21 protein-coding genes and 1 pseudogene are annotated in these 18,642 nt (G+C 63.1%); 19 read left to right on the forward strand and 3 right to left on the reverse strand.

Annotated elements, in window-relative coordinates:
• Nucleotides 1–286, forward strand: a 286-nt coding sequence (locus G533_RS25180; RefSeq protein ID WP_144079933.1) for an integrase core domain-containing protein, incomplete at its 5' end; no start/stop codon positions are given.
• Between the two features lie 104 nt (nucleotides 287–390).
• Here the strand turns inward: G533_RS25180 and G533_RS0117400 are convergent.
• The 3 genes and pseudogenes from G533_RS0117400 to G533_RS0117410 all read right to left on the reverse strand — a co-directional run.
• Nucleotides 391–2,109 (reverse strand): annotated as a pseudogene (locus G533_RS0117400) (TonB-dependent receptor plug domain-containing protein); the annotation flags it as partial.
• Nucleotides 2,058–2,723 carry a gamma-glutamylcyclotransferase family protein gene (locus tag G533_RS23670; RefSeq protein ID WP_205622653.1) on the reverse strand — a complete coding sequence of 222 codons (666 nt, stop codon included), beginning with the start codon at nucleotides 2,721–2,723 and terminating at the stop codon, nucleotides 2,058–2,060. The gene G533_RS23670 and the pseudogene G533_RS0117400, both read right to left, overlap by 52 nt.
• Nucleotides 2,713–3,282, reverse strand: coding sequence for a hypothetical protein (locus G533_RS0117410; RefSeq protein ID WP_144079934.1), 570 nt, complete (start codon nucleotides 3,280–3,282; stop codon nucleotides 2,713–2,715). Before G533_RS0117410 ends, G533_RS23670 begins: the two co-directional genes overlap by 11 nt.
• Before the next feature lie 200 nt (nucleotides 3,283–3,482).
• On the opposite strand from G533_RS0117410, the gene G533_RS22635 reads away from it, so the two are divergent.
• Genes G533_RS22635 through G533_RS0117500 form a run of 18 tightly spaced genes read left to right on the forward strand, consistent with a single transcriptional unit; the run spans nucleotide 3,483 to nucleotide 18,620 of the window.
• A complete protein-coding gene (locus G533_RS22635) occupies nucleotides 3,483–3,704 on the forward strand; it encodes a Cro/CI family transcriptional regulator (protein ID WP_144079935.1) in 222 nt (73 codons plus the stop codon).
• A complete protein-coding gene (locus G533_RS22640) occupies nucleotides 3,701–4,372 on the forward strand; it encodes a TIGR03759 family integrating conjugative element protein (protein WP_084639108.1) in 672 nt (223 codons plus the stop codon). Before G533_RS22635 ends, G533_RS22640 begins: the two co-directional genes overlap by 4 nt.
• Entirely contained in the window at nucleotides 4,354–4,944 is a 591-nt protein-coding gene (locus G533_RS23675) for a lysozyme family protein (RefSeq protein ID WP_144079936.1), read from the forward strand. The genes G533_RS22640 and G533_RS23675 overlap by 19 nt, the downstream gene beginning before the upstream one ends.
• On the forward strand, nucleotides 4,934–5,488 hold the full coding sequence (locus G533_RS23680) for a PFL_4695 family integrating conjugative element protein (RefSeq protein WP_051230602.1): 555 nt from the start codon (nucleotides 4,934–4,936) through the stop codon (nucleotides 5,486–5,488). The genes G533_RS23675 and G533_RS23680 overlap by 11 nt, the downstream gene beginning before the upstream one ends.
• Entirely contained in the window at nucleotides 5,488–7,524 is a 2,037-nt protein-coding gene (gene traD, locus G533_RS22655; RefSeq protein WP_051230603.1) for a type IV conjugative transfer system coupling protein TraD, read from the forward strand. The genes G533_RS23680 and traD overlap by 1 nt, the downstream gene beginning before the upstream one ends.
• A 24-nt stretch (nucleotides 7,525–7,548) precedes the next feature.
• Nucleotides 7,549–8,217, forward strand: coding sequence for an IncC plasmid conjugative DNA transfer DtrJ family protein (locus G533_RS0117440; protein WP_027951057.1), 669 nt, complete (start codon nucleotides 7,549–7,551; stop codon nucleotides 8,215–8,217).
• A 14-nt stretch (nucleotides 8,218–8,231) separates the two neighbouring features.
• On the forward strand, nucleotides 8,232–8,492 hold the full coding sequence (locus G533_RS0117445; RefSeq protein ID WP_027951058.1) for a DUF3262 family protein: 261 nt from the start codon (nucleotides 8,232–8,234) through the stop codon (nucleotides 8,490–8,492).
• Nucleotides 8,493–8,507: 15 nt separating this feature from the next.
• Nucleotides 8,508–8,894: a TIGR03745 family integrating conjugative element membrane protein gene (locus tag G533_RS0117450; RefSeq protein WP_035528851.1), complete on the forward strand. Its 387-nt coding sequence runs from the start codon at nucleotides 8,508–8,510 to the stop codon at nucleotides 8,892–8,894.
• Complete coding sequence (locus G533_RS22660) at nucleotides 8,894–9,259, forward strand: TIGR03750 family conjugal transfer protein (protein ID WP_035528854.1); 366 nt, start codon at nucleotides 8,894–8,896, stop codon at nucleotides 9,257–9,259. The genes G533_RS0117450 and G533_RS22660 overlap by 1 nt, the downstream gene beginning before the upstream one ends.
• Nucleotides 9,256–9,897 (forward strand): PFL_4703 family integrating conjugative element protein, encoded by a 642-nt coding sequence (locus G533_RS0117460; RefSeq protein ID WP_027951060.1) that lies wholly within the window; start codon nucleotides 9,256–9,258, stop codon nucleotides 9,895–9,897. Before G533_RS22660 ends, G533_RS0117460 begins: the two co-directional genes overlap by 4 nt.
• Nucleotides 9,894–10,754, forward strand: coding sequence for a TIGR03749 family integrating conjugative element protein (locus G533_RS23685; RefSeq protein WP_027951061.1), 861 nt, complete (start codon nucleotides 9,894–9,896; stop codon nucleotides 10,752–10,754). Before G533_RS0117460 ends, G533_RS23685 begins: the two co-directional genes overlap by 4 nt.
• On the forward strand, nucleotides 10,751–12,151 hold the full coding sequence (locus G533_RS23690) for a TIGR03752 family integrating conjugative element protein (protein ID WP_051230606.1): 1,401 nt from the start codon (nucleotides 10,751–10,753) through the stop codon (nucleotides 12,149–12,151). The genes G533_RS23685 and G533_RS23690 overlap by 4 nt, the downstream gene beginning before the upstream one ends.
• Nucleotides 12,138–12,836, forward strand: a complete 699-nt coding sequence (locus G533_RS24150) for a TIGR03751 family conjugal transfer lipoprotein (protein ID WP_144079938.1) — start codon at nucleotides 12,138–12,140, stop codon at nucleotides 12,834–12,836. Before G533_RS23690 ends, G533_RS24150 begins: the two co-directional genes overlap by 14 nt.
• The gene (locus G533_RS0117480; RefSeq protein WP_027951062.1) at nucleotides 12,833–15,583 is read left to right on the forward strand and encodes a conjugative transfer ATPase; all 2,751 of its coding nucleotides are present in this window, start codon (nucleotides 12,833–12,835) and stop codon (nucleotides 15,581–15,583) included. Before G533_RS24150 ends, G533_RS0117480 begins: the two co-directional genes overlap by 4 nt.
• Nucleotides 15,570–15,995 carry a DUF1525 domain-containing protein gene (locus G533_RS23700; protein WP_051230608.1) on the forward strand — a complete coding sequence of 142 codons (426 nt, stop codon included), beginning with the start codon at nucleotides 15,570–15,572 and terminating at the stop codon, nucleotides 15,993–15,995. Before G533_RS0117480 ends, G533_RS23700 begins: the two co-directional genes overlap by 14 nt.
• On the forward strand, nucleotides 15,982–16,953 hold the full coding sequence (locus G533_RS22685; protein WP_051230610.1) for a TIGR03756 family integrating conjugative element protein: 972 nt from the start codon (nucleotides 15,982–15,984) through the stop codon (nucleotides 16,951–16,953). The genes G533_RS23700 and G533_RS22685 overlap by 14 nt, the downstream gene beginning before the upstream one ends.
• 9 nt (nucleotides 16,954–16,962) lie before the next feature.
• Nucleotides 16,963–18,282: an integrating conjugative element protein gene (locus G533_RS22690; protein WP_051230612.1), complete on the forward strand. Its 1,320-nt coding sequence runs from the start codon at nucleotides 16,963–16,965 to the stop codon at nucleotides 18,280–18,282.
• Nucleotides 18,279–18,620 (forward strand): hypothetical protein, encoded by a 342-nt coding sequence (locus tag G533_RS0117500; protein WP_027951063.1) that lies wholly within the window; start codon nucleotides 18,279–18,281, stop codon nucleotides 18,618–18,620. Before G533_RS22690 ends, G533_RS0117500 begins: the two co-directional genes overlap by 4 nt.
• Nucleotides 18,621–18,642: the final 22 nt, after the last annotated feature.

The raw sequence follows: 18,642 nt of genomic DNA on the forward strand, positions 1-18,642 counted from the left end.
GTTCGAGAGTATCGAAGCAGCGCGCGCCTGGGTCTATGAGTTCGTTACCTGGTACAACAATGAGCATCGTCACAGTGCGATTAAATACGTGACGCCGGCACAGCGCCATGCTGGTCTCGATAGTGAGTTACTGCGGCAGAGGAAAGCAGTTTACGAAGCGGCGAAAGCCGCACATCCACAACGGTGGTCTGGCCCGACACGTGATTGGGAAAGGACCGACGAGGTCTGGCTGAACCCACCGAAAGAATTGTGCACTGAGAAACCATCATTGGCTAAGGCTGCATAATCAATGAACGCGACATCTTTGTTGACAAACACCGGCCCCAAATGGTCAGTGTCGCCGGCATCGTAATCCACGGCATAGGTCCACATCCGCTCGGTTTCGTACACATCGGGCAGTCGTTCAGACCGGGCATGCATGGCCCGCAGTACAAGATTTTCCTGCAGCTGGTAGTTCGCAGCAACGCGGTAGGACAGTGCCTCGTCGCTGTCCACTGTGCTGGTGGATTCCCATGCCAGCGTGCCATTGAACACCCAGCGTGGGGAGGGCGTGTAGCGCAGAGTATCGTAGAGATGCACCGTATCCTGGTCGACCTCGCCATTGAGATAGGTCTGGGAGGTGACATCGTTGCGGGTGTAGGCCAGCCCGAAGACGTTCTCGAGCGTGTTGGAGAGTCGGGAGACCACATTGCCGTTCAGCTCGTAGCGATCCTCGTCCAGGTCCTGATCAGTGAATCCGCACCGCTCCTCCAACAGGCTCAGACCGTAGCGTTGCAGGTAAGGGCCTAGTGCATCAATGGTGGCCTGCTCTTGTTTGGATGGTGTCTGAATCAGTGAATGGTCCAGGACCAGGTTGCCCGACAGCATGGCGCCGACGACCGCGATCTGATCCCGCATATCAAAGTGGACTGAGGGTAGGGCATCGACTTCGGCAACCCGCGGATCAAAGGCAAAGTTGTTACCACACAGGCTAATGGCCTGATCGCGTGCGTAGGTGCTGGCGTTCAGGCCCACGGTGATGTTGTGTCCGATATCGCCGGTGTAGGCTGCGCCGTGCAGCTCCGCAGAGAAAAACCCGCTCGTCTCATCTGCGTCCGGTGACACCCGGAAATGGCTGAGTGCCACCGCCAGGAAAGGGTCATCAGAATTCAGGTGATCGAATCCCGGAATTTGGTAACTCGAATCCGCGTAGGAGCCGGCGACGTCGAGCATCCAATTCGCGCTGAGCCGGTGTTCGAGATTCATCATGACCGAGTCGGTGGCGACGTCATTCTCGTAGTTGCCTTCAAAATCCACGGCGCCATCGAAGCCGTTGTTTTCCCGATGAAAGTACCGCAATCCCAGCTGACTTTCACCGAATTGCCAACCGCCCTTCAGGAACAGGTCCCGGGTTTGCCCCTCGCCGATCCGGGTCGAGCCATAGAGACCGCGTGTGGCGAGGGTGTCCTGAATCAGGTTTAAGGTGGAGGTCATGGCATTGGTGCCGTACTCGGGACTGGGACCTCGGACGACCTCGATGTAATTCAGGTCTTGCAGGTCCAGGGGCAGGCGGTACCAGTGGGCGCCGGCGTAGCCGGGGCGCTGCAGGCGATTGGAGTTATACAGGACCTCGCTGCGCCGCGGCACGTTGACATTGGCCCCATGGTAGCCGACGGAGACATCGGAGCCGTGGGTCTCGCTCACCATCATACCGGGCACCAGCCGTAGGGCATCGACCATGTCTGTGATGCCCAGTTTGCGCAGGGTGGCGACTTCCAGCTGCGTGGCCGCGTTTGGTGTGTCGAGGTAGGAGGATTGCATGCGGGCTGGCGTGATGAAGAAGGTACCGCTGTCTGTAGTGATGATCACGTCGTCTGCTGGGTCGGGAACGAGGGGGAATTCCTCGAGCGACTCTTGAGCCTGCGCGTAGAAAGTGAACAGCGCGGCTCCGAGCGCGCACCCGATTTTAAAGGATGATGTCATGGCATCAGCGTGTTTTTCCGTCCCGCTATTCAACGTAGACGGAGACGGCAATGAGCACAAGGCGTGATGGCCTTGCCTCGTGACCCGAACGGGCTTCAGGTGCGCGCGAAGACCCATACCGCGGTTTGGATCAGGGCACCAAAGCATTCCGAGACAACAGGGAAATAGGCTCCCTGAGCCGGATCGTAACGCTCAACGACCTCGACGGGCATCTCGTACTGCTGGGCGGCCTCGTGCATGTAGTTGAGGTAGCGCCGCGAGGGCAGGGCGGGCGTGACGAGACTGGGTTTGGAGATCAGGGTTCTGGCCTGCGCGGTGGACCCGTCCTGGAAAGTCACCGTGACGTCGCGGATAGCGTAGGCGTCTCCTTCGCTATCAATGATGCGCGCAAATTCGTCTTCGCGCAGGCGGTGATAGACCCCGTAGGCCATGGCGCCGGGTGCTGCCGTCAGATTGGCAAAGGCCGGCTCCAGCGGCGGCATCCCGTCCAGGTCGAAGGTGACCGCGTAATCCGCGAGGGCCGCCATCCGGCTCTGGGCCCGGTCGATACCCCTTACCCGGGTGAAGTAGCGATCATTCATGTTGGAGCCGTAGGCAAAATAGCCCACGGTGGCCGCAGGATCCGGTACCGGGGCTTTTCCGGGTAGCTGGAAAGAGAGATTCAGGCCGAGCACGATGGCAATCGGCAGGCCAAAGATCAGCCCGACCACCCAGCGCAGGATGGCGCCGCGCTCCGCCTGGGCTCCCATGCTAGATCGCATCAAGTCTCGCGAGTTCAAGGAAGGCCGCCGCCGTTGCCAGCACCGTGTGTTCATCCGGGGCAGGTCCTTTGCCGACCTTGATCGCGTAATAGCGGGCAACCCGGACCACCACCTTGGTCCAGAGCAGCAATTGGTCCGGTTCCAGGGGATCCAGCCCTTTGTCCTTCATCGCGCGAGCCACTACGGTCTGTACAAACCCCTGCTGGGGTGGCGTCAGCCCGCTACGGGCCAGTTCGGCGTTCACGTCCAGGGCCACGTATTTGCCGGTCAAGTAATCGAGTAGCTCATCCTGGGTTACGTTCACCGGGTAATGGGTGGTGATGTAATTGACGAGGGTCGAGAGGTTGCTGCGCCGGGGTTTGGTACCGGTGAACCAGGCGCCAGCCGACACAGGACGGATCTCGGCCGCCTGGACCAGCCATGTCGAGCGTCCCTGGCCTTGGGGTGGCACAGATAGCGCGTCCAGCAGAGCATTGAGGCGATCCGCGAAGGCCGAGTGAGTCCGCGCCATTGTCTCCAGGTCGAGCAGCATGCTCTGTGTCACTAAGGAGGTCGCCATGGGCTCCTGCTTCGTTGTTGTGCCGGGGTGTCAAATAATTCTACAGACATTGTTGACAAGAATGAAGTTATATACAAACCTATAAACCGATACTAAAACCTAATGTGCAGTGATCCTAACCTAAGGCTCCGATCGCGGCACACACCGGTAGTCCCCCCTCAATAGATGAGGGCGGCTGTATTGGATAGGGAGGCGTGAGCATGTCTGTCGATGAAGTGATCCGGTATTTCGGGAACAACGCCTCGGCGGCGGCCCGTGCCCTGAATACCACTCCGCATAACATTTATCGCTGGCGCCGCGAGGGCCAGGTCCCCCGCGGCCGTCAGTACGAGCTGCACCTCAAAACACGGGGTGAACTGCAAGCAGATGGCTTTGATCCCGACGCCGACTACCTGGCCATTGGGCGGACGTTGGCCCAATGAGATGGCAACTGGCAGCCAGTCTCGTGGTGATATCCGCCGTGGTGTTGGCTGATCCGGCCACCGTTGTGACCACTGCCGAGGTGCCGCTGTCGGAGGTTGCCCGCCAATGGGGTTTGAGCGAAGCGGACTATCGGCGTTACCAGGCCATCATGGCGGGGCAGCGGGGCCAATGGACGCCGGGCCTGGACCCCATCACCGCCCTCGGGGTGAGCACCGACTCGGCAGAAGAGCGTAAGCGCTTTGCTGAACTGTTCGTAGCGACCGAGTTTGAGCGTACGCACAAGGAGCTTGCCTTCCAGCGCGCAGTGGATGCCGCCTGGCAGCGCCTGTATCCGGACACGCCCCGACTGCACCTCGCCGCTCAGGCAACACAGCAAAGTAGTCGTTATCAACGTATGGCACTGATCCTGCGCCGGAACGGCAAGGCAGGGCATGAGCGCCTGCAAACACTGCTGACCAATCCGTCGGTACCCGTGGACGTGCACGTGGTTGGCACCCAGGGGAGCGACCGCGCGTTGCGCGCGTGGGCGGCGAGTTTCCCGTCCCTGATAACGGCACTGAACGCCGGACAGGCCACACTGAATCACGGAAATCAATTTCGGGCGGAGCTGGATTTGCCCGCCATCTACCGCAAGAACGGAGCCGGTCAATGGACGCGCGTCGAGTAATGCGCTGGCTGGGGGCCTGTCTGCTGAGTCTGGCGACAACGGCAGCGCAGGCGGACCGTTCACACTTTGATGCGGTAGCGGCCTATGTTGGTGTGCCACCGGATATCTTGTATGCCATGGCCCTGGCGGAGTCCGGCCGGGTCGATGGTGATCAGTTCGCGCCCTGGCCCTGGACCCTGAATATCGCGGGCGAGGCCCATTACTACCCGGACCGGGCCAGTTTGTTTGCGGCCCTGATGGCAGCACTGCAAGCGCAAGAACTGCGCATTGATGTCGGCCCGCTGCAACTCAACTGGTACTGGCAGTTTGAGCGAATCGCATCGCCCTGGCGACTCACCGACCCGGTGGTGAATGCCAAACTCGCGGCAGTGTTCCTCAAGGAACAATTTAGGGAGGGTGAGGACTGGTGGCTGGCGGTGGGGCGCTATCACCGCCCCCGTGACGCAACGGCACAGGACCGGGCAATCCGTGAGGCTTACCGGACCCGCGTACAGCACCTGCACGACCAGTACGTAGCGCCATCCGCGAAGCCCTCAGACCGGACGATCACGGAGGTGGCTGATGCGCGGTAGCACAACCCACTGCGTGCTGGCGTTCTTGGCGGGCTCCATGAGCGCAGTCGTCCTTGCGGCGCACCCAGGCAAGGCGCCCGTGGTGGTGTTCGTTGGGTCGGACACGGTACCGACAGCCCCCTATATAGAAGGCGTGAACCGACCACGGCCTGTGCCCAACACCGATCGTCGCTTGCGCGCACCCGGCCCGGGCGTGACGCCCCTTCAGATGCGTCTGCCGCTCATGCCGGACACCTTGCAACCCGGCACACCCGCCGTGCACGAAACGACGGCTCCCGTAAGGCCTTTCTTCGTGATGGGCATGGACCGGCGCAGCCTGGACTGGTTGGCGCAGTCGCTGCCGACGCTACTCGATCTCAACGCAACGGGCCTGGTGGTTCAGGCTGCGAACCCGCGGGACTGGCAGTTATTGCGAGAGAAGGCCCGGGCCTCGGGCCTGTCGCTGTCGCTGATGCCGGACACCGGGCTGGCCGAGGCCTATGGTATTACGCGTTATCCAGTGTTGGTGGTGCCTGAGGGTACCGTCGTTGGGGAGGGCGGGTGATGAGCGCACCCATCGAAGCGCTGCTGCGCCCGCCGGTGGAATACTCCGCCATCGCAACGCATACCTCACTGGCGCTGCTGGGGATTGGGGCGCCCCAGGTGCTGTTACTGTCGGGTGGCGTCGGTTATGGCCTGGCTGCTGCGTGTTCGTTGCGTGCCCTGTGGTTGAGCCGGCGTGTGACGCGTCTGCTGCGCTACCAGCGCCGCCTGCGGGTACTGCCCACCTATCGACTCCACCCTAAAAATCTCCCCGCGCCGAAAGGCGAGCTGTTCCTCGGCCGCGGCTTTCAGTGGCGGACACAACACACCCAGCGCTATGCCGATACCCAGCGCACTGAACACAGTCACTTCGACCGGCGCGGTCCGTTCTATCACGCTGTCCGCACCGGGGCGGACGCCCTCGCGAAGACGCCGCTGCGGCCATTGATAAAGCCCTTCAATAGTCAGTGGCTGTTAAACCCCTTTCCGCCCCGACCCTACGTGGAAGGCAGCCCAGAGCTGCACGGAGTCGGTCTCTATGAACAAGAAACCGACGTCACCCTGCAGCAGGCCGAACGCGTTGCCCACACCTTTGTGGTGGGTACCACCCGGGTCGGTAAAACCCGCTTGCTGGAAGTCATCGCCAGCCAGGACATCCGTGGCGGCGAGGTGGTGATCGTGTTTGACCCCAAGGGCGACGGGGATCTGCTCGCGCGTTTGTATACCGAGGCCCGGCGCGCTGGCAGGGCAGGGGAGTTTCAGGTCTTTCATCTGGGTTTTCCGGAGCAATCGGTGACCTACAACCCGGTGGGTTCCTTCTCCCGGGTCACTGAGGTGGCCAGCCGCATCGCCGGACAGTTACCCAATGAAGGCAACTCCGCCGCCTTTCGGGAGTTCGCCTGGCGCTACGTTAATGTGCTTGCCCAGGTTCTCGATGTCCTCGGCGAGCCGATCAACTACCAGGTCCTGCTGGAGTGCAGTACTGACATTGACGCGTTGGTCGTGCGCTACCTCGCCTGCGTGGCAGGCCAGCAACAGTGTGAGGACTGGGCAGAGCAGGTCGCCGATCTGGTCGCCAGTGCCGCCAAAATGCCAACCCAGTACAAGGGGCGCGATCGTACCGCCTGGGCCAGTGTGGAGTTATTCCGGCGCAACGCCTTGAGTGATCCCACCGCCACCTCGTTGATCAAGACCTTCGAGCACGACAAGAGCCACTTCGACAAACTGGTCGCCAGCCTTTATCCCCTGCTGGAAAAGCTGACCTCCGGCCCGGTGGCGCGTCTGCTCTCACCGGAGAGCAATCCGGACGACACCACCGAACGCCTGTCCTGGAAGCGGGTGATCGAGCGCGGCGGGATTGTCTATGTGGGCCTGGATGCCTTGAGTGATCCCGATGTGGCGAGCGCGGTGGGTAATGCCATGTTCGCGGATCTCACCTCGGTGGCGGGCAGTCTGTACAAGGACGCCCAGCGCGGTGCGACCCTCAACAAGGTCTGTGTTCACGCCGATGAATTCAATGAGCTGGTGGGGCGGGAGTTTATTCCGCTCGCGAACAAGGCGGGCGGTGCCGGCTTTCAGCTGACGGTCTACACGCAAACTCTTTCTGACGTGATCGCCCGATTTGATAACCCGGCCCGGGCCGGTCAGGTGGTCGGCAACCTCGGCACCATCATCATGCTGCGCGTCAAAGAAAAAGCCACTGCGGAGCTGCTGACCGATCGCCTCAAAGAGGTCGAGATCAATCACCTGATGCTGGACTCCGGCAGTACTGACAGTGCTGATCCAGAGAGCGAGGTGCACTTTACCTCCAGCACCCGCCAGCGGATTTCCAGCCAGCGGGTACCGATGATCCACGCCGGCGATCTCGATGCGCTGCCCAAGGGCCACGCCTTTGCGTTGATTGCGGGGCGGCTCTACAAACTGCGCCTGCCGCTGTTCAGTGATGACGCGGAACTGCCCAGCGGCCTGCAAACCATGGTTGATGCGATGTGCCGGGACTATGTCCACGGCAATGTCGAAGGCTGGGCGCACACCACGCCCCTGGGCTGGCAATCATGAGGTGGCCGTCATGAGGGTTCGGGTATGAGTCGCGAATCGGCAGCGCGCCCCGCGCGCGAGCAGACACCGAGCCGCCCCGTCCGCCGCGGGCCGATCAGTCTGAGCTTCGCCTTGATCAGTGCCTTGATCGGCGCGGCGCTGACCGCCGGGCTACTGTCGGTCCTGCTGGAGTGGGCCGGTATTGCGCTTGGCTGGTGGCCGGGCTCTCACAGTCGTGACCTCTTACTTACCGAGCGCGGTTATATCGAAGCCATCGACGACTACCCCCTGAGTCCCCTGCGCCCGACGCAGATCACCACGATGGCCTGGGGCCGGGTGGATGAGGGGCTGGCCCTGGTGGGTATCGGCGCCTCGGCCGGGGTGTATGTGGTGGCGGCCATCAACACGGTGAAGCTGCTGGTGCTGCGCAGTGTGATTGTGTTGCTGGCCTTGCCGGGCTACGCCCTGGCGATCGTGGCCGGGCTGTTCGAGGGCCTGGTGGCGCGGGACATCCGCAAGTTCACCGGTGGCCATGAGAGTGCCTATGTCTTTCACAAGGCGAAGCGCTGGGTGCTGCCGAGCGTAATGCTCACGGTGACGCTCTACCTGATGCTGCCCTGGTCGATCCCGCCGGCGCTGCTGTTTGCACCCACCATGTGCCTGGCCGGTGCGATGACCTACATCGCCGCCAGCCGCTTCAAAAAGTTTGTGTAGGGAGGTCGCCACCGATGCCGCAAATGAGCAGTGCACAACAGGCCGCCTTCAACGGTGCCAACGGCACGTCGAGTGCGACGGCGGTTCAGGTCCACGACCTGATCGTCGGCTCTCTGCTGGTACTGATGCTGATCTGGCTGGCCTGGGTGAGTCTGAGCGCCTACCAGTCACTACGCGTTCCGGGGACACGGGTCCTGGATGCGGGCGCCAAGGTAGCACGCGCCTTCTTTATCGCCGTCTTCATCATGGCGGTGGCAAACCTGAACTGGTCTTAACGAGAGGAAGTATCCATGAAAGATAAACACCCGGCCCAAGGGGGTCTTACTGCCAAACTGGCAGCCTATCCACAACGCATCGCGCTGCTGATCACCGGTCTGAGTGTTACCGCCCAACAGGCACTGGCGGATCTGCCCACCATGGCGGAACCGAGCCGCGGCGTTACCGATGGCAACTACATCCAGACCGGGCAGGACTACGCCTATGACATCGGCATCTTCATTGGCCTCGCGATCGCCACCGTGGCGATGTTTGTGGTGGTCAAGAATTCCCTGTCGTCCTACTCCGAGGTGCAGGACGGCAAGGGTACCTGGGGACAGCTTGGCCTCAACTTCGGCGTCGGCGTCCTGCTGCTGGTGTTCATTGTCTTTCTGCTCACCGAAGCAGCGACGATCCTGTAGTGGCCGCCCGTCGCGACATCGACTTTTTGCCTGACCGGCTTAACGAAGAGCCGGTGGTGTTTCTGGCGATGACCAACTCGGAGATCAAATTCGCCGCGCTGGCCTGCTTTGCATTCTGGCTGCCATTCACCACCTTCGCGGGCGCACTGGTCGGGCAGGCCCTGCTGGGTGTGGCCCTGTCGCTGGCGGGCGTATTCGCCAGCCTGTGGCTGATCGGCAAGCGCCTGCGCGTGCTGAAGCGCGGTCGGTCCCGGCAGTTCCATGTCATGGCCATCCGGGCAGGCCTCCAGGACTGGGGTCTGCTCCCGCAGACCCTGATCCGGGAAAGCCGCACCTGGGACATTCACCGCTGGAGGACACCGTGAGCCGCTACGACGACCTGGTGCATGCCAGAGACCGGACCATCCGCCTGCTGCTGGGTGGGGTCGCGATCCTGGCGCTCTTGTTGCTGGTGGCGCTGGTGGGCTGGAGCCGGGCCCCCCAGCACATCCGCCTGCACTATCCGCCCGACCTGGCCGCGGGGGCTGTGCAGCAGCTGGGGGATATTCCCAAGGTCAATCTCTACACCTTCGCCTACTACATCTTTCAGCAACTCAATCGCTGGCCGGTGGATGGCAGTGATGATTACTACCGCCAGATCCATCGCTTGCGGGGCTACTTCACCCCGGCCTGCTTCGATGAACGTCTGCAGGATCTGGAGGCCCGTGAGCGGGAGATCCGCGGACGGGTCCGTTCAGTCTGGGAAATCCCCGGCCGGGGCTTTGGCAATCAGCGCGTACAGGCGGTCGGCCCCAACCAGTGGGTCGTGGGCCTGGACCTTCACGTACAGGAAACCTACCGGGGCGAGCGGGTAAAAGACCGTCTCATTCACTACCCCCTGCGCGTCGTGGCCTACGATGTCGACCCGGAAACCAATCCCTGGGGCCTGGCCCTGGACTGTCTGGCGGCGGCCCCGCGAGTGATTGACATCAACAGCGGCGAAGCGGCCGGGGAGGGCACATGACACGCAGTGTGATACAGGGCATCGCTATCGCTGTGATGTTTGCTCTGGGCCTGTCGATCAGCAGCGCCCAAGCCAACACCGTGGTCTGGCGACAGTCCCCGATCCCGGTGGAGTTGGTGGTGGGCGTCGAACAGTTAATCCGCCTGCCCGCCAATGCCGAGATCGGTCTGCCGCCGGTGCTCGCCAACCCACAGATGTTCCGCACCCTGGTCACCGGGGGCATGGCCTACTGGACGGCCCTGGAGCCCTTCGAGACCCAGCGCATCCAGGCCCGGCTGGCGAGCGGCGAGTTCCTCTTGTTCGATGTCAGTGCCCGCACCGTGAAAGCACCGCCCAGCGACGCACCGACCCTGCAGGTCGTCATGCCGGGGGACACGGAGATGAGTACAGCATCGAACGGACTCGACGCGCAGAAGCGAGCTCAAGGTGATGCGGTGCTGTTTGAGCTGCTGCGCTATGCCGCCCAGTCGATCTATGCCCCGACGCGACTGATCGCGCCGCTGCCCGGCATCCGCGAGGTACCGGTGGGCTTGTCAGGCAACCTGTCCCGACTCTATGACCGCGGCCGTCAGCCGGTGGTGGTGATGCCGCACCGGTCCTGGGCTGCCGGGGACTTCTATGTCACCGCCTTCATCGTGACCAACGAGGCCACCAGGCCCATTGAGCTGGATAACCGGCGTGTCATGCACACGCCCCACGCCCAGCGCAGCGGTGTGGATCCCCACTTTGTGGCCAGCGCCTTCTATCGCCAGACCCTTCCGGGCCGTGAGGCAGGCCGAGTGGGAGGTAACCGTACGACGCTGTTCATCGTGACCGATCGGCCCATTCGCGCCGTGATCCAGGGGGCTGGCGTATGACACAGAACCGCTGGGTGCAGGTGGCGAGCGCCGCCTTGCTGATCGGGGTGGTGCTGCTGGTGCTGCGCGGTTGTGAGCGCGGCCACCGCACCACCGAAGAACGCCTGGATGTGGGCGGCGCCTCACCTATCTCGAAACAGCTGGCGGATGAGCTCGGCGTGGAAGGCGATACCGAGCGCGATACGGTGCAGACCCTGGTGGCGGAAGTCAAGAACCTGCGCGATCAGGCGGATCAGCTGCGCGATGACAATGTGACCCTGCGCAAGGACAACGCGGAATTGCGCAAGATGGAAAAGCGCCTCGGTCAGGATCTGCAGAGCGACCTGAATCAGGCCCGCCGGCACGTACAGACCCGCTTTGATCGCGACATGGAGCGCGCACAACAGCAGATCAATCAGCTGGAAGCCCGTGCCCGCGATCTTAAGGGCCATCTGGAGAGCGAGACGACAACCACGCGCTTTGATAGTGCCAGTGCCACGGGATTCAGCCCCGAGGAGATGACCTGGGTGGCGCCGCTGGGCGGCAGTGGCAACAGCGGCAACGCACTCACCGACCACCTCAACCGGGTCACAGGGCGGTCAAACAGCACGGGCAGCAACGCTCTCTCCGGGCTGGCCTCGGGCAACACCGGTGCGAAGGACGCACTGGTGCCCTATTACACGGTGCCGCGCAATGCGACCCTGATGAACGCCACGGCGATGACCGCCCTGGTCGGGCGGGTACCCATTGGCAGTCAGGTCACCGACCCCTACAGCTTCAAGGTGATCATCGGCTCGGACAACCTCGCGGCCAATGGGTTCGAGATCCCCGAAGTCTCTTATGCGGTGGCCAGCGGAAAGGCCGTGGGGGACTGGACCCTGGGCTGTGTGCGCGGGGATCTGCGTTCGATCACCTTTGTGTTCAATGACGGCACCATCCGTACGGTGCCCAAAGCCGAGGACATCTACGAGGGTAACGCCCAGCAGCAGACCACGGTGATCGGTGAGCTCTCCGATGAATACGGTAACCCCTGTGTGGTGGGCCAGCGCATCTCCAATGCCTCGTCCTATCTCGCCCAGCGTATTGGCGTGGTCGGTGTCGCCGCAGCGGCCGAAGCGGCGGCCGCCAGCCAGACCACCCAGGTCACCAGCATCGGGGCGGGCGGTGCCGGTGTCGGCACCATCGTCACCGGGGATACCGGTGAGTACATCCTTGGTCAGGCCATAGCCGATGGCAGCACGGAGATCGCCCGCTGGCTGGATGAGCGTCAGGCCCAGCAGTTCGATGCGATCTATGTCGACCCCGGCATGACCGTGAGTCTGCACATCACCGAACAGCTGGCCATTGACTACGACCCCAAGGGCCGACGGGTGAATCACCTGGCAGACCGGCAAGGAGGCTACCGTGCACTCGATTGAACACTGCTTGATAGAACCTAAAAGACATCTGCCCGCAGTGATGGTACTGCTTGGCAGCCTGAGTATCGGCGGCTGTGCCAATCAGGAAACCATCCTGCCGCCCACTGAGCACAGCATGCTGGATATCTACCGTGGCACCCTCAATACCGACAGCAACGCTGATATCGAGCTATTGCAGCCAACGGCCGTGTGCCAGGACCTCGAACTGGATGAATCCCTCGAGACTTGCGAGGAGAAAGTCGCGGCGCACACCACGACCGCCTACCAGCAACTGGACGCTCAGCCCGCCGGCGAGGCGCTGGACTACCTGCCCTACACGCGGGAGGTCGCCACCGAGACCCGTAACCTGTTTCCGCGGCTGGCCAATCCCGACCTGCTGATCTACGTCTACCCGCACCTGGCGACCCGCAGCCGGGCACCGATTCCCGGCTACACCACAGTGATTCCACTCTACGAGCGCGTGCAGTATCGCCTGCCCGGGGAGTCCCAACGGGTGACGCCGGTTGCCGTGACCCAACCGGTCCCGAGTACCCAGCCCGCCGCCGGCACTGACACATCGACCCCGCGCTACCACAAAAGCAGTGATCTGGAGGGGCAGCCCCTTGCCCCGCGAACCCTGGAGGCGACCGCGACAACCGGCGAAAGCCCTGAAAGCCCAGGAATCGATGACAAGGATGCGCCATGACTGCATCCGACCCCGAGCTGCGCCCCCGCCTGCCGGGCGAGGGCGTCAAAAAGGCTCCACTCAGTCAGCGAGCGCGTCGAGGCCTGTACAAACGCCAGCGCTCCTTCGTGGATTTTTTACCCTGGGTGGAATATCTGCCCGCGCATCAGGCGATCCTGCTGGCCGACGGGGTGAGTGTCGGTGCGGTGCTGGAAGTGCTCCCGGCGGGAACCGAGGGCCGCTCCCCTGATTACCTGGCCGAGCTGCGCGATACGCTGCAGGACGCTTTGCAGGACAGTTTTGATGAACACGACCAGGCGCCTTGGGTGCTGCAGAGCTACACCTTCGACGAGCCCGATCTTGATAGGGCCATGGACGCCGTTAGCCACTATCCCGCCCGACACATCCGCGACACAGCCTATACCCGCGCCTATCTCGAGCTCATGGCGCGCCACTACCAGGGCATCAGCAAACCCGGTGGGCTGTTTTATGACGGGGTAGTAACCCAGACCGACTGGGGTGGGGCGGTGCGCCGCAACCTGCTCATGCTCTACCGCAAGCACCCGGCCCCCAAGGGGCGCAAGGCCCGCAGTGAGGCCGGGATGGATCGCGAGACCGCCCTGCTGGAGCTGGCCGATACCGTGGACAAGTTCACCCAGGCTTTAAACGCTGCCGGAGTGGGCCTCAAGCGCCTGTCGGGGACGGACTTTCATGATTGGCTGCTGGGCTTTTTCAATGAGGGCACCGACCTCTTTGGCGGGGATACCAAAGCCTTCCTGCGCGCCGCGCGCCACGATGAGGACACCCTGCCGGTGGGCGATCGCTTCACTGAGACCCTGTTCTACGAGCATCCGCGCAGTGATCAGGCAGGCCAGTGCTGGTGGTTCGGTAATAGCGCTCTGCGCTGCCTGTCCATCGACGGTTTGCGCCGCCGGCCACAGGTCGGACAGGTCACCGGCGAAATCACCCGGGGCGATGCCACCCATACCCTGATCGATGTGTTGCCGCCGGGCAGTGTGTTCGTCACCACAATGGTGGTGATCCCCCAGGACTCGCTGGAGGCGCATATTCAGGCCATCGATGCCTCTGCCATCGGGGAGGGCAGTGAATCCGCCCAGGTGCGCAAGGACTGCGGTACCGCCCTGGAGATCCTGGCCGAGCGCCACAAGTTCTACCGTGCCCAGTATGCGGTCTATCTGCGCGGGTCGAGTGTTGCCGAGCTCAACGAGCGCAGCACCGCCCTGCGGGCGCGCCTGCTGAATGTCGGTTTTCGGGCCATTGCCCCGAAGGATGATTTCACGGCCCTGGATGCGGCGATCCGCAACTTGCCGATGGTCTATGACCCGGCGCTGGATGCCAGGGAAGGCTGGCGCGGGGCCCAGATTACCCTGGTGCAGCACATGGCCAACCTGTCCTGTTTCTTTGGGCGCAACCGCGGTACCGGTCACCCGGGCCTGGCCCTGTTTAATCGCGGCGGCGAGCCGATGTTCTTTGATCCGCTCAATCCCGCCGATCGCCAGAAGAACGCCCACATGCTGATTCTGGGGCCTACTGGCGCGGGCAAGTCCGCCTCGGTCATCTCGATGCTGGCCCATGTGATGGCGATGCACCGGCCGCGGCTGTTCATTATCGAGGCGGGTAACTCTTTCGGCCTGCTGGGGCAGTGGTTTGCGTCCCTCGGCCTGTCGGTCAACCAGGTCTCTCTGAAACCCGGCAGCGGGGTGGCGCTCTCGCCCTTCGCCGATGCCCACCGGCTGCTGCAGGGTGGCGTGCTGTTCGATCCGCTCACCGCGGTGGAGGCCGGCGACGATGAGGAAGAACCCCGGGACATCATGGGCGAACTGGAGATCGTGGCCCTGCTGATGATCACTGGCGGCGAAGAGCGCGAAGCCCGGGAGATCCGCCGGGCCGATCGCAGCATGATCCGTCGGGCGATCCTGGCAGCGGCCGAGCGGGCACAGGCCGCGGACCGGCCCACGCTGACCGAGGATGTGCGCGAGGCCTTCTTTGTACTGGCCGAATCAGCGCGCACCGACGCCGAGGCCGGCAAGCTGCGTAATATGGGCCAGGCCATCGACATGTACTGCCACGCCTTCAACGGTGAGGTCTTCAACACTGTCGGCGACCCCTGGCCGGAGGCTGATGTCACCATCATTGATCTGGCCACCTTCGCCCGGGAGGGCTACGAGGCCAATCTGGCGATCTCGGTGATCAGTTGCCTGAACCGCATCAATCACATTGCCGAGCGCGATCAGTTCACCGACCGGGAAATCGTGGTGACCATCGACGAGGCCCACATCATCACCACCAACCCGCTGCTGGCGCCCTTTCTGGTCAAGATCGTCAAGATGTGGCGCAAGCTGGGCGCCTGGCTGTGGAGCGCGACCCAGAACATGGCCGACTACCCCGATGCTGCTCGCAGGATGCTCAATACGGTAGAGTGGTGGCTGTGTTTGGTGATGCCCAAGGAAGAAGTAGAGGCCCTGGAGCAGTACCGCCAGTTGCACGCCGGACAGCGCAGTATGTTGTTGTCCGCCAGCAAAGCGCCCGGGCAGTACACCGAGGGCGTGTTGATGAGCGAACAACACGAGTACCTGGTGCGCAACGTGCCGCCGTCCCTGATGCTCGCCCTGGCCCAGACCGAGAAACACGAAAAAGCCCAACGCAATGCCCTGATGCGCGAACACGGCTGCAGTGAATTGGAAGCGGCCATGCGGGTTGCCGCCGAGATCGATCGGATGCGGGGGATCAGCGATGACCCGCAATAAGGCCTACTTGTTCGCACCCATGGCCGCTATCGTCTTATGTCTGTCACTCCCTGCCCGCGCCATCGAGGTGATGTTATTTACCGCCGAGGGGCTGCGCCCGATCGCGAATGCGGACCAGGCCACCGCGGTGTTTGTGCTGGGTGATACCCGCTCAACCCTCAAGGGCCTGCACTTTCCGAACCCGGGCAACCCGCAAGCGGCCCGACAAATCGCACTGGCCCGCCTCAATAAACCCGCGGCCCAACAGGCGCTGGCACAATTGCGCGAGCAGGCCAATGCCGCGGCGATGGCGCAGCTATTGGGCATTGAACGCTTACCGGCCGTGCTGGTGGCGCCGGGCTACGTGGTCTATGGCGTCTATGACGTGGCCGAGGCGCTGAGCAAAGTGGAGGCCTATCGTGCGCACCCTTGAAGCTGATCGTACAGTTCTACACGCCCTCTGCCTGATGCTGATCCTCTCCTCCAGCGCGCTCAGCCCGCCGGCCCAGGCGGACACTGCCACCATCAGCTCCGCGGGCATCATGAGTGCGGCCCTGGATCTGAGCTGTCAGGCCTACCAGGTGATCGGCCTGTGTCTGTGGATGACCTGTACACCCGTCGGTTGTGAGTTCGACTATTCGGTGCGGGCAGAGCACTACATCCCCGAGGTTGTGGTATCGGCCTACCCCTTTATCGGCAACACCAGCTGGCCCGAGGCGAATCACCTGGCCAGTCCGACCAGCTTTGCGGAGGAGGGTGGGGCGAGCGATGAGGGCGGTGCCATCGATCGCGAGCAGGCCCTCAAATTCAAGCACGCCGATGTCATCGGCTCCCCGGGTGTCATCGATTACTGGGCGCTGGCCGCTGCCAGCTCTGATGTATTGCCTTTCTGCACACCCCAGACCTGGCCGATGACGCCGTACTTTGTGAGCACCTTTGATCCGGCCTGGCGCAATCCGGTGGTGGAGACGCCCCTGGCACTGGCCAATGTGCTGCAGCGGGTCGGCCGCGGCGCGGCGACCTTTGCCGGCCTGTATCCGCGTATCGGCTTCACCCATCAAAGCCACGATTACAAAAGCGCGCTGGTCGCAGCAATCCGCGCCATGGACATCGTCAGTCAGGATTACCAGCCCCATGTCTATCTGCCCCTCGACAGTTACGGCACCCCGGCACAGGGGCAGTGGCCGCCATCGGGGACCGGCAGTGCGCTTTACCAGCAACTGACCCCCTCGATTCAGTCCTGCCGGGTGTTGCCGGATATCGACGACACCCTCTATCCCCTCGATCCCTATGCCGGGCGACTGAACCAGGTGCGCGGCAACGCCTGGCAGGTGTGGCGACCCTACCGCTGCTGCGAGCCCGCCGGGGCGGTGCTGATACTGACCCTATAGGAGACCGCGATGTTCTACCGCCAACAACACAGGATGCTGGGATTGCTGCTGGTCCTGCTCAGCCTGCAGGCCGCCGCCCGCGATGACACCCTCTACTACGGCATCGGTGGCGGCGAGCCAATCTCCCGGCCGCCCAGCAACCGTGTCGAGACCCTGCGCCTCGGCGGTGATGTCGCCTGGAACACCGACCTCATCTGCGGCAACTTCGACATGAACGTGTCGGTGAGTGAACAGCTTGAAGGCATCCAGGGAAGCTTTCAGGATCTGATGGGCAATGTCATTCAGTCCGCGACCGCGGCAGTGGCGAGTCTGCCCGCACTGGTGATCCAGCGGGTCAATCCCGCGCTCTACGACCTGCTGCAAAACGGCGTGCTGCAGGCCTCTGAGGAGTTTCATATCGCCAAGACCTCTTGCGAGGAACTGGTCGGGGTCATGGATGAGGCTATCGGCAATGACCGCTGGGAGAGTGTCGCCAAAGGCGGTTGGTGGGGCACCCAGTCCAATAACGGCGGGGAGATCCTCGACACCAAGGCCCGGGCCGATACCGACGGGGTGGATGCCGGCGTGGTCTGGGTCGCCGGTGCGCGTCGTGGGGGCCAGAATCAGCCCCCCATTGAGCCCACCGAGGATGCCGCCAAGGCTGGCTATAACCTACTCCTCAATCGCGTCCCCAACGACACGACCAGCACGGTGAGCACCTGTGACGGTGCCCCCATCTGTGAGGAGTGGGCCTCGCCCCAGGCCTTTGCCGACTGGACAGTGCAGGTGCTGGGCGATAAGGCCATCCGCACCTGTGCCGGTTGTAGCAAGATCGAAGTGCAGGCGGGTATGGGCCTTAACCACTCGGTGGCCTGGCTGGCGGAACACATCGCCTTCGAGCTGGGCCTGCTGGTTTCCAGTCTCACGCCGCCGAGCGCTGATGAGCTGGCCGAGGTCTCCGGCGGCATGAGCATGCAGCTGACCCGACCTGTGATCGAAGCCCTGCGGGAGGAGGACGAGAACCTGCAACCCCAGTTGATTGATCGCCTGGCCGGGGAGATGGCCCTGGCGCGCACCATGGAGCGCGCGCTCATGGCCCGCCGGGCATTGCTGGCCGGCATGGACGAACCCAATGTTGCCAACGTGGCAGTGGGCCGTGAAGCCATCGCCCTGGAAGTCGCAGAGCTCGAGCAGGAGGTCGATAACCTGCTCTACGAGATGGATGTGCGTCAGCGGGTGGCCACCAGCATGCCGGCGGCGCTGCTATCGCGGCAGCAACTGCGCAGTCAGGTGATGCAGGTGGAGCCGGTCCCGCAATCCGGCTTCCGGGACGGTGCAGTACAAGAATGAGCCTGCGTTGGCTGACAGGCACGCTGCGCTGGTTACTGGTCCTGACCCTGGCCTTGTTCGTCGTCACACTCTTGCTCTGGTGGTCCGGCATGGATCCCCGGGTACCCGGCGAACAGGTCGGTGATATCCATACGGCACTCACTCCCTGGCGCGAGTGGTTGCAGCTATTGCGCATCATGCTGTGGATCGCCGCCTGGTATGGGTGGCAGGGCGCGTTGGCGCGCGCCCTCGGGGTCACGGCGGATCAGCGTCCGCAGTGGACGGCGATGCGCCCGGTCCTCATTGGTGGCCTGTTAGTGGTGGAAGTCCTGATCATCATCAGCCGCGGCTTTGGATAGCGGGCAGGGGAGGGGAAACCAC

Source organism: Haliea salexigens DSM 19537 (genome assembly GCF_000423125.1).
In the GTDB taxonomy this organism is placed as follows: domain Bacteria; phylum Pseudomonadota; class Gammaproteobacteria; order Pseudomonadales; family Halieaceae; genus Haliea; species Haliea salexigens.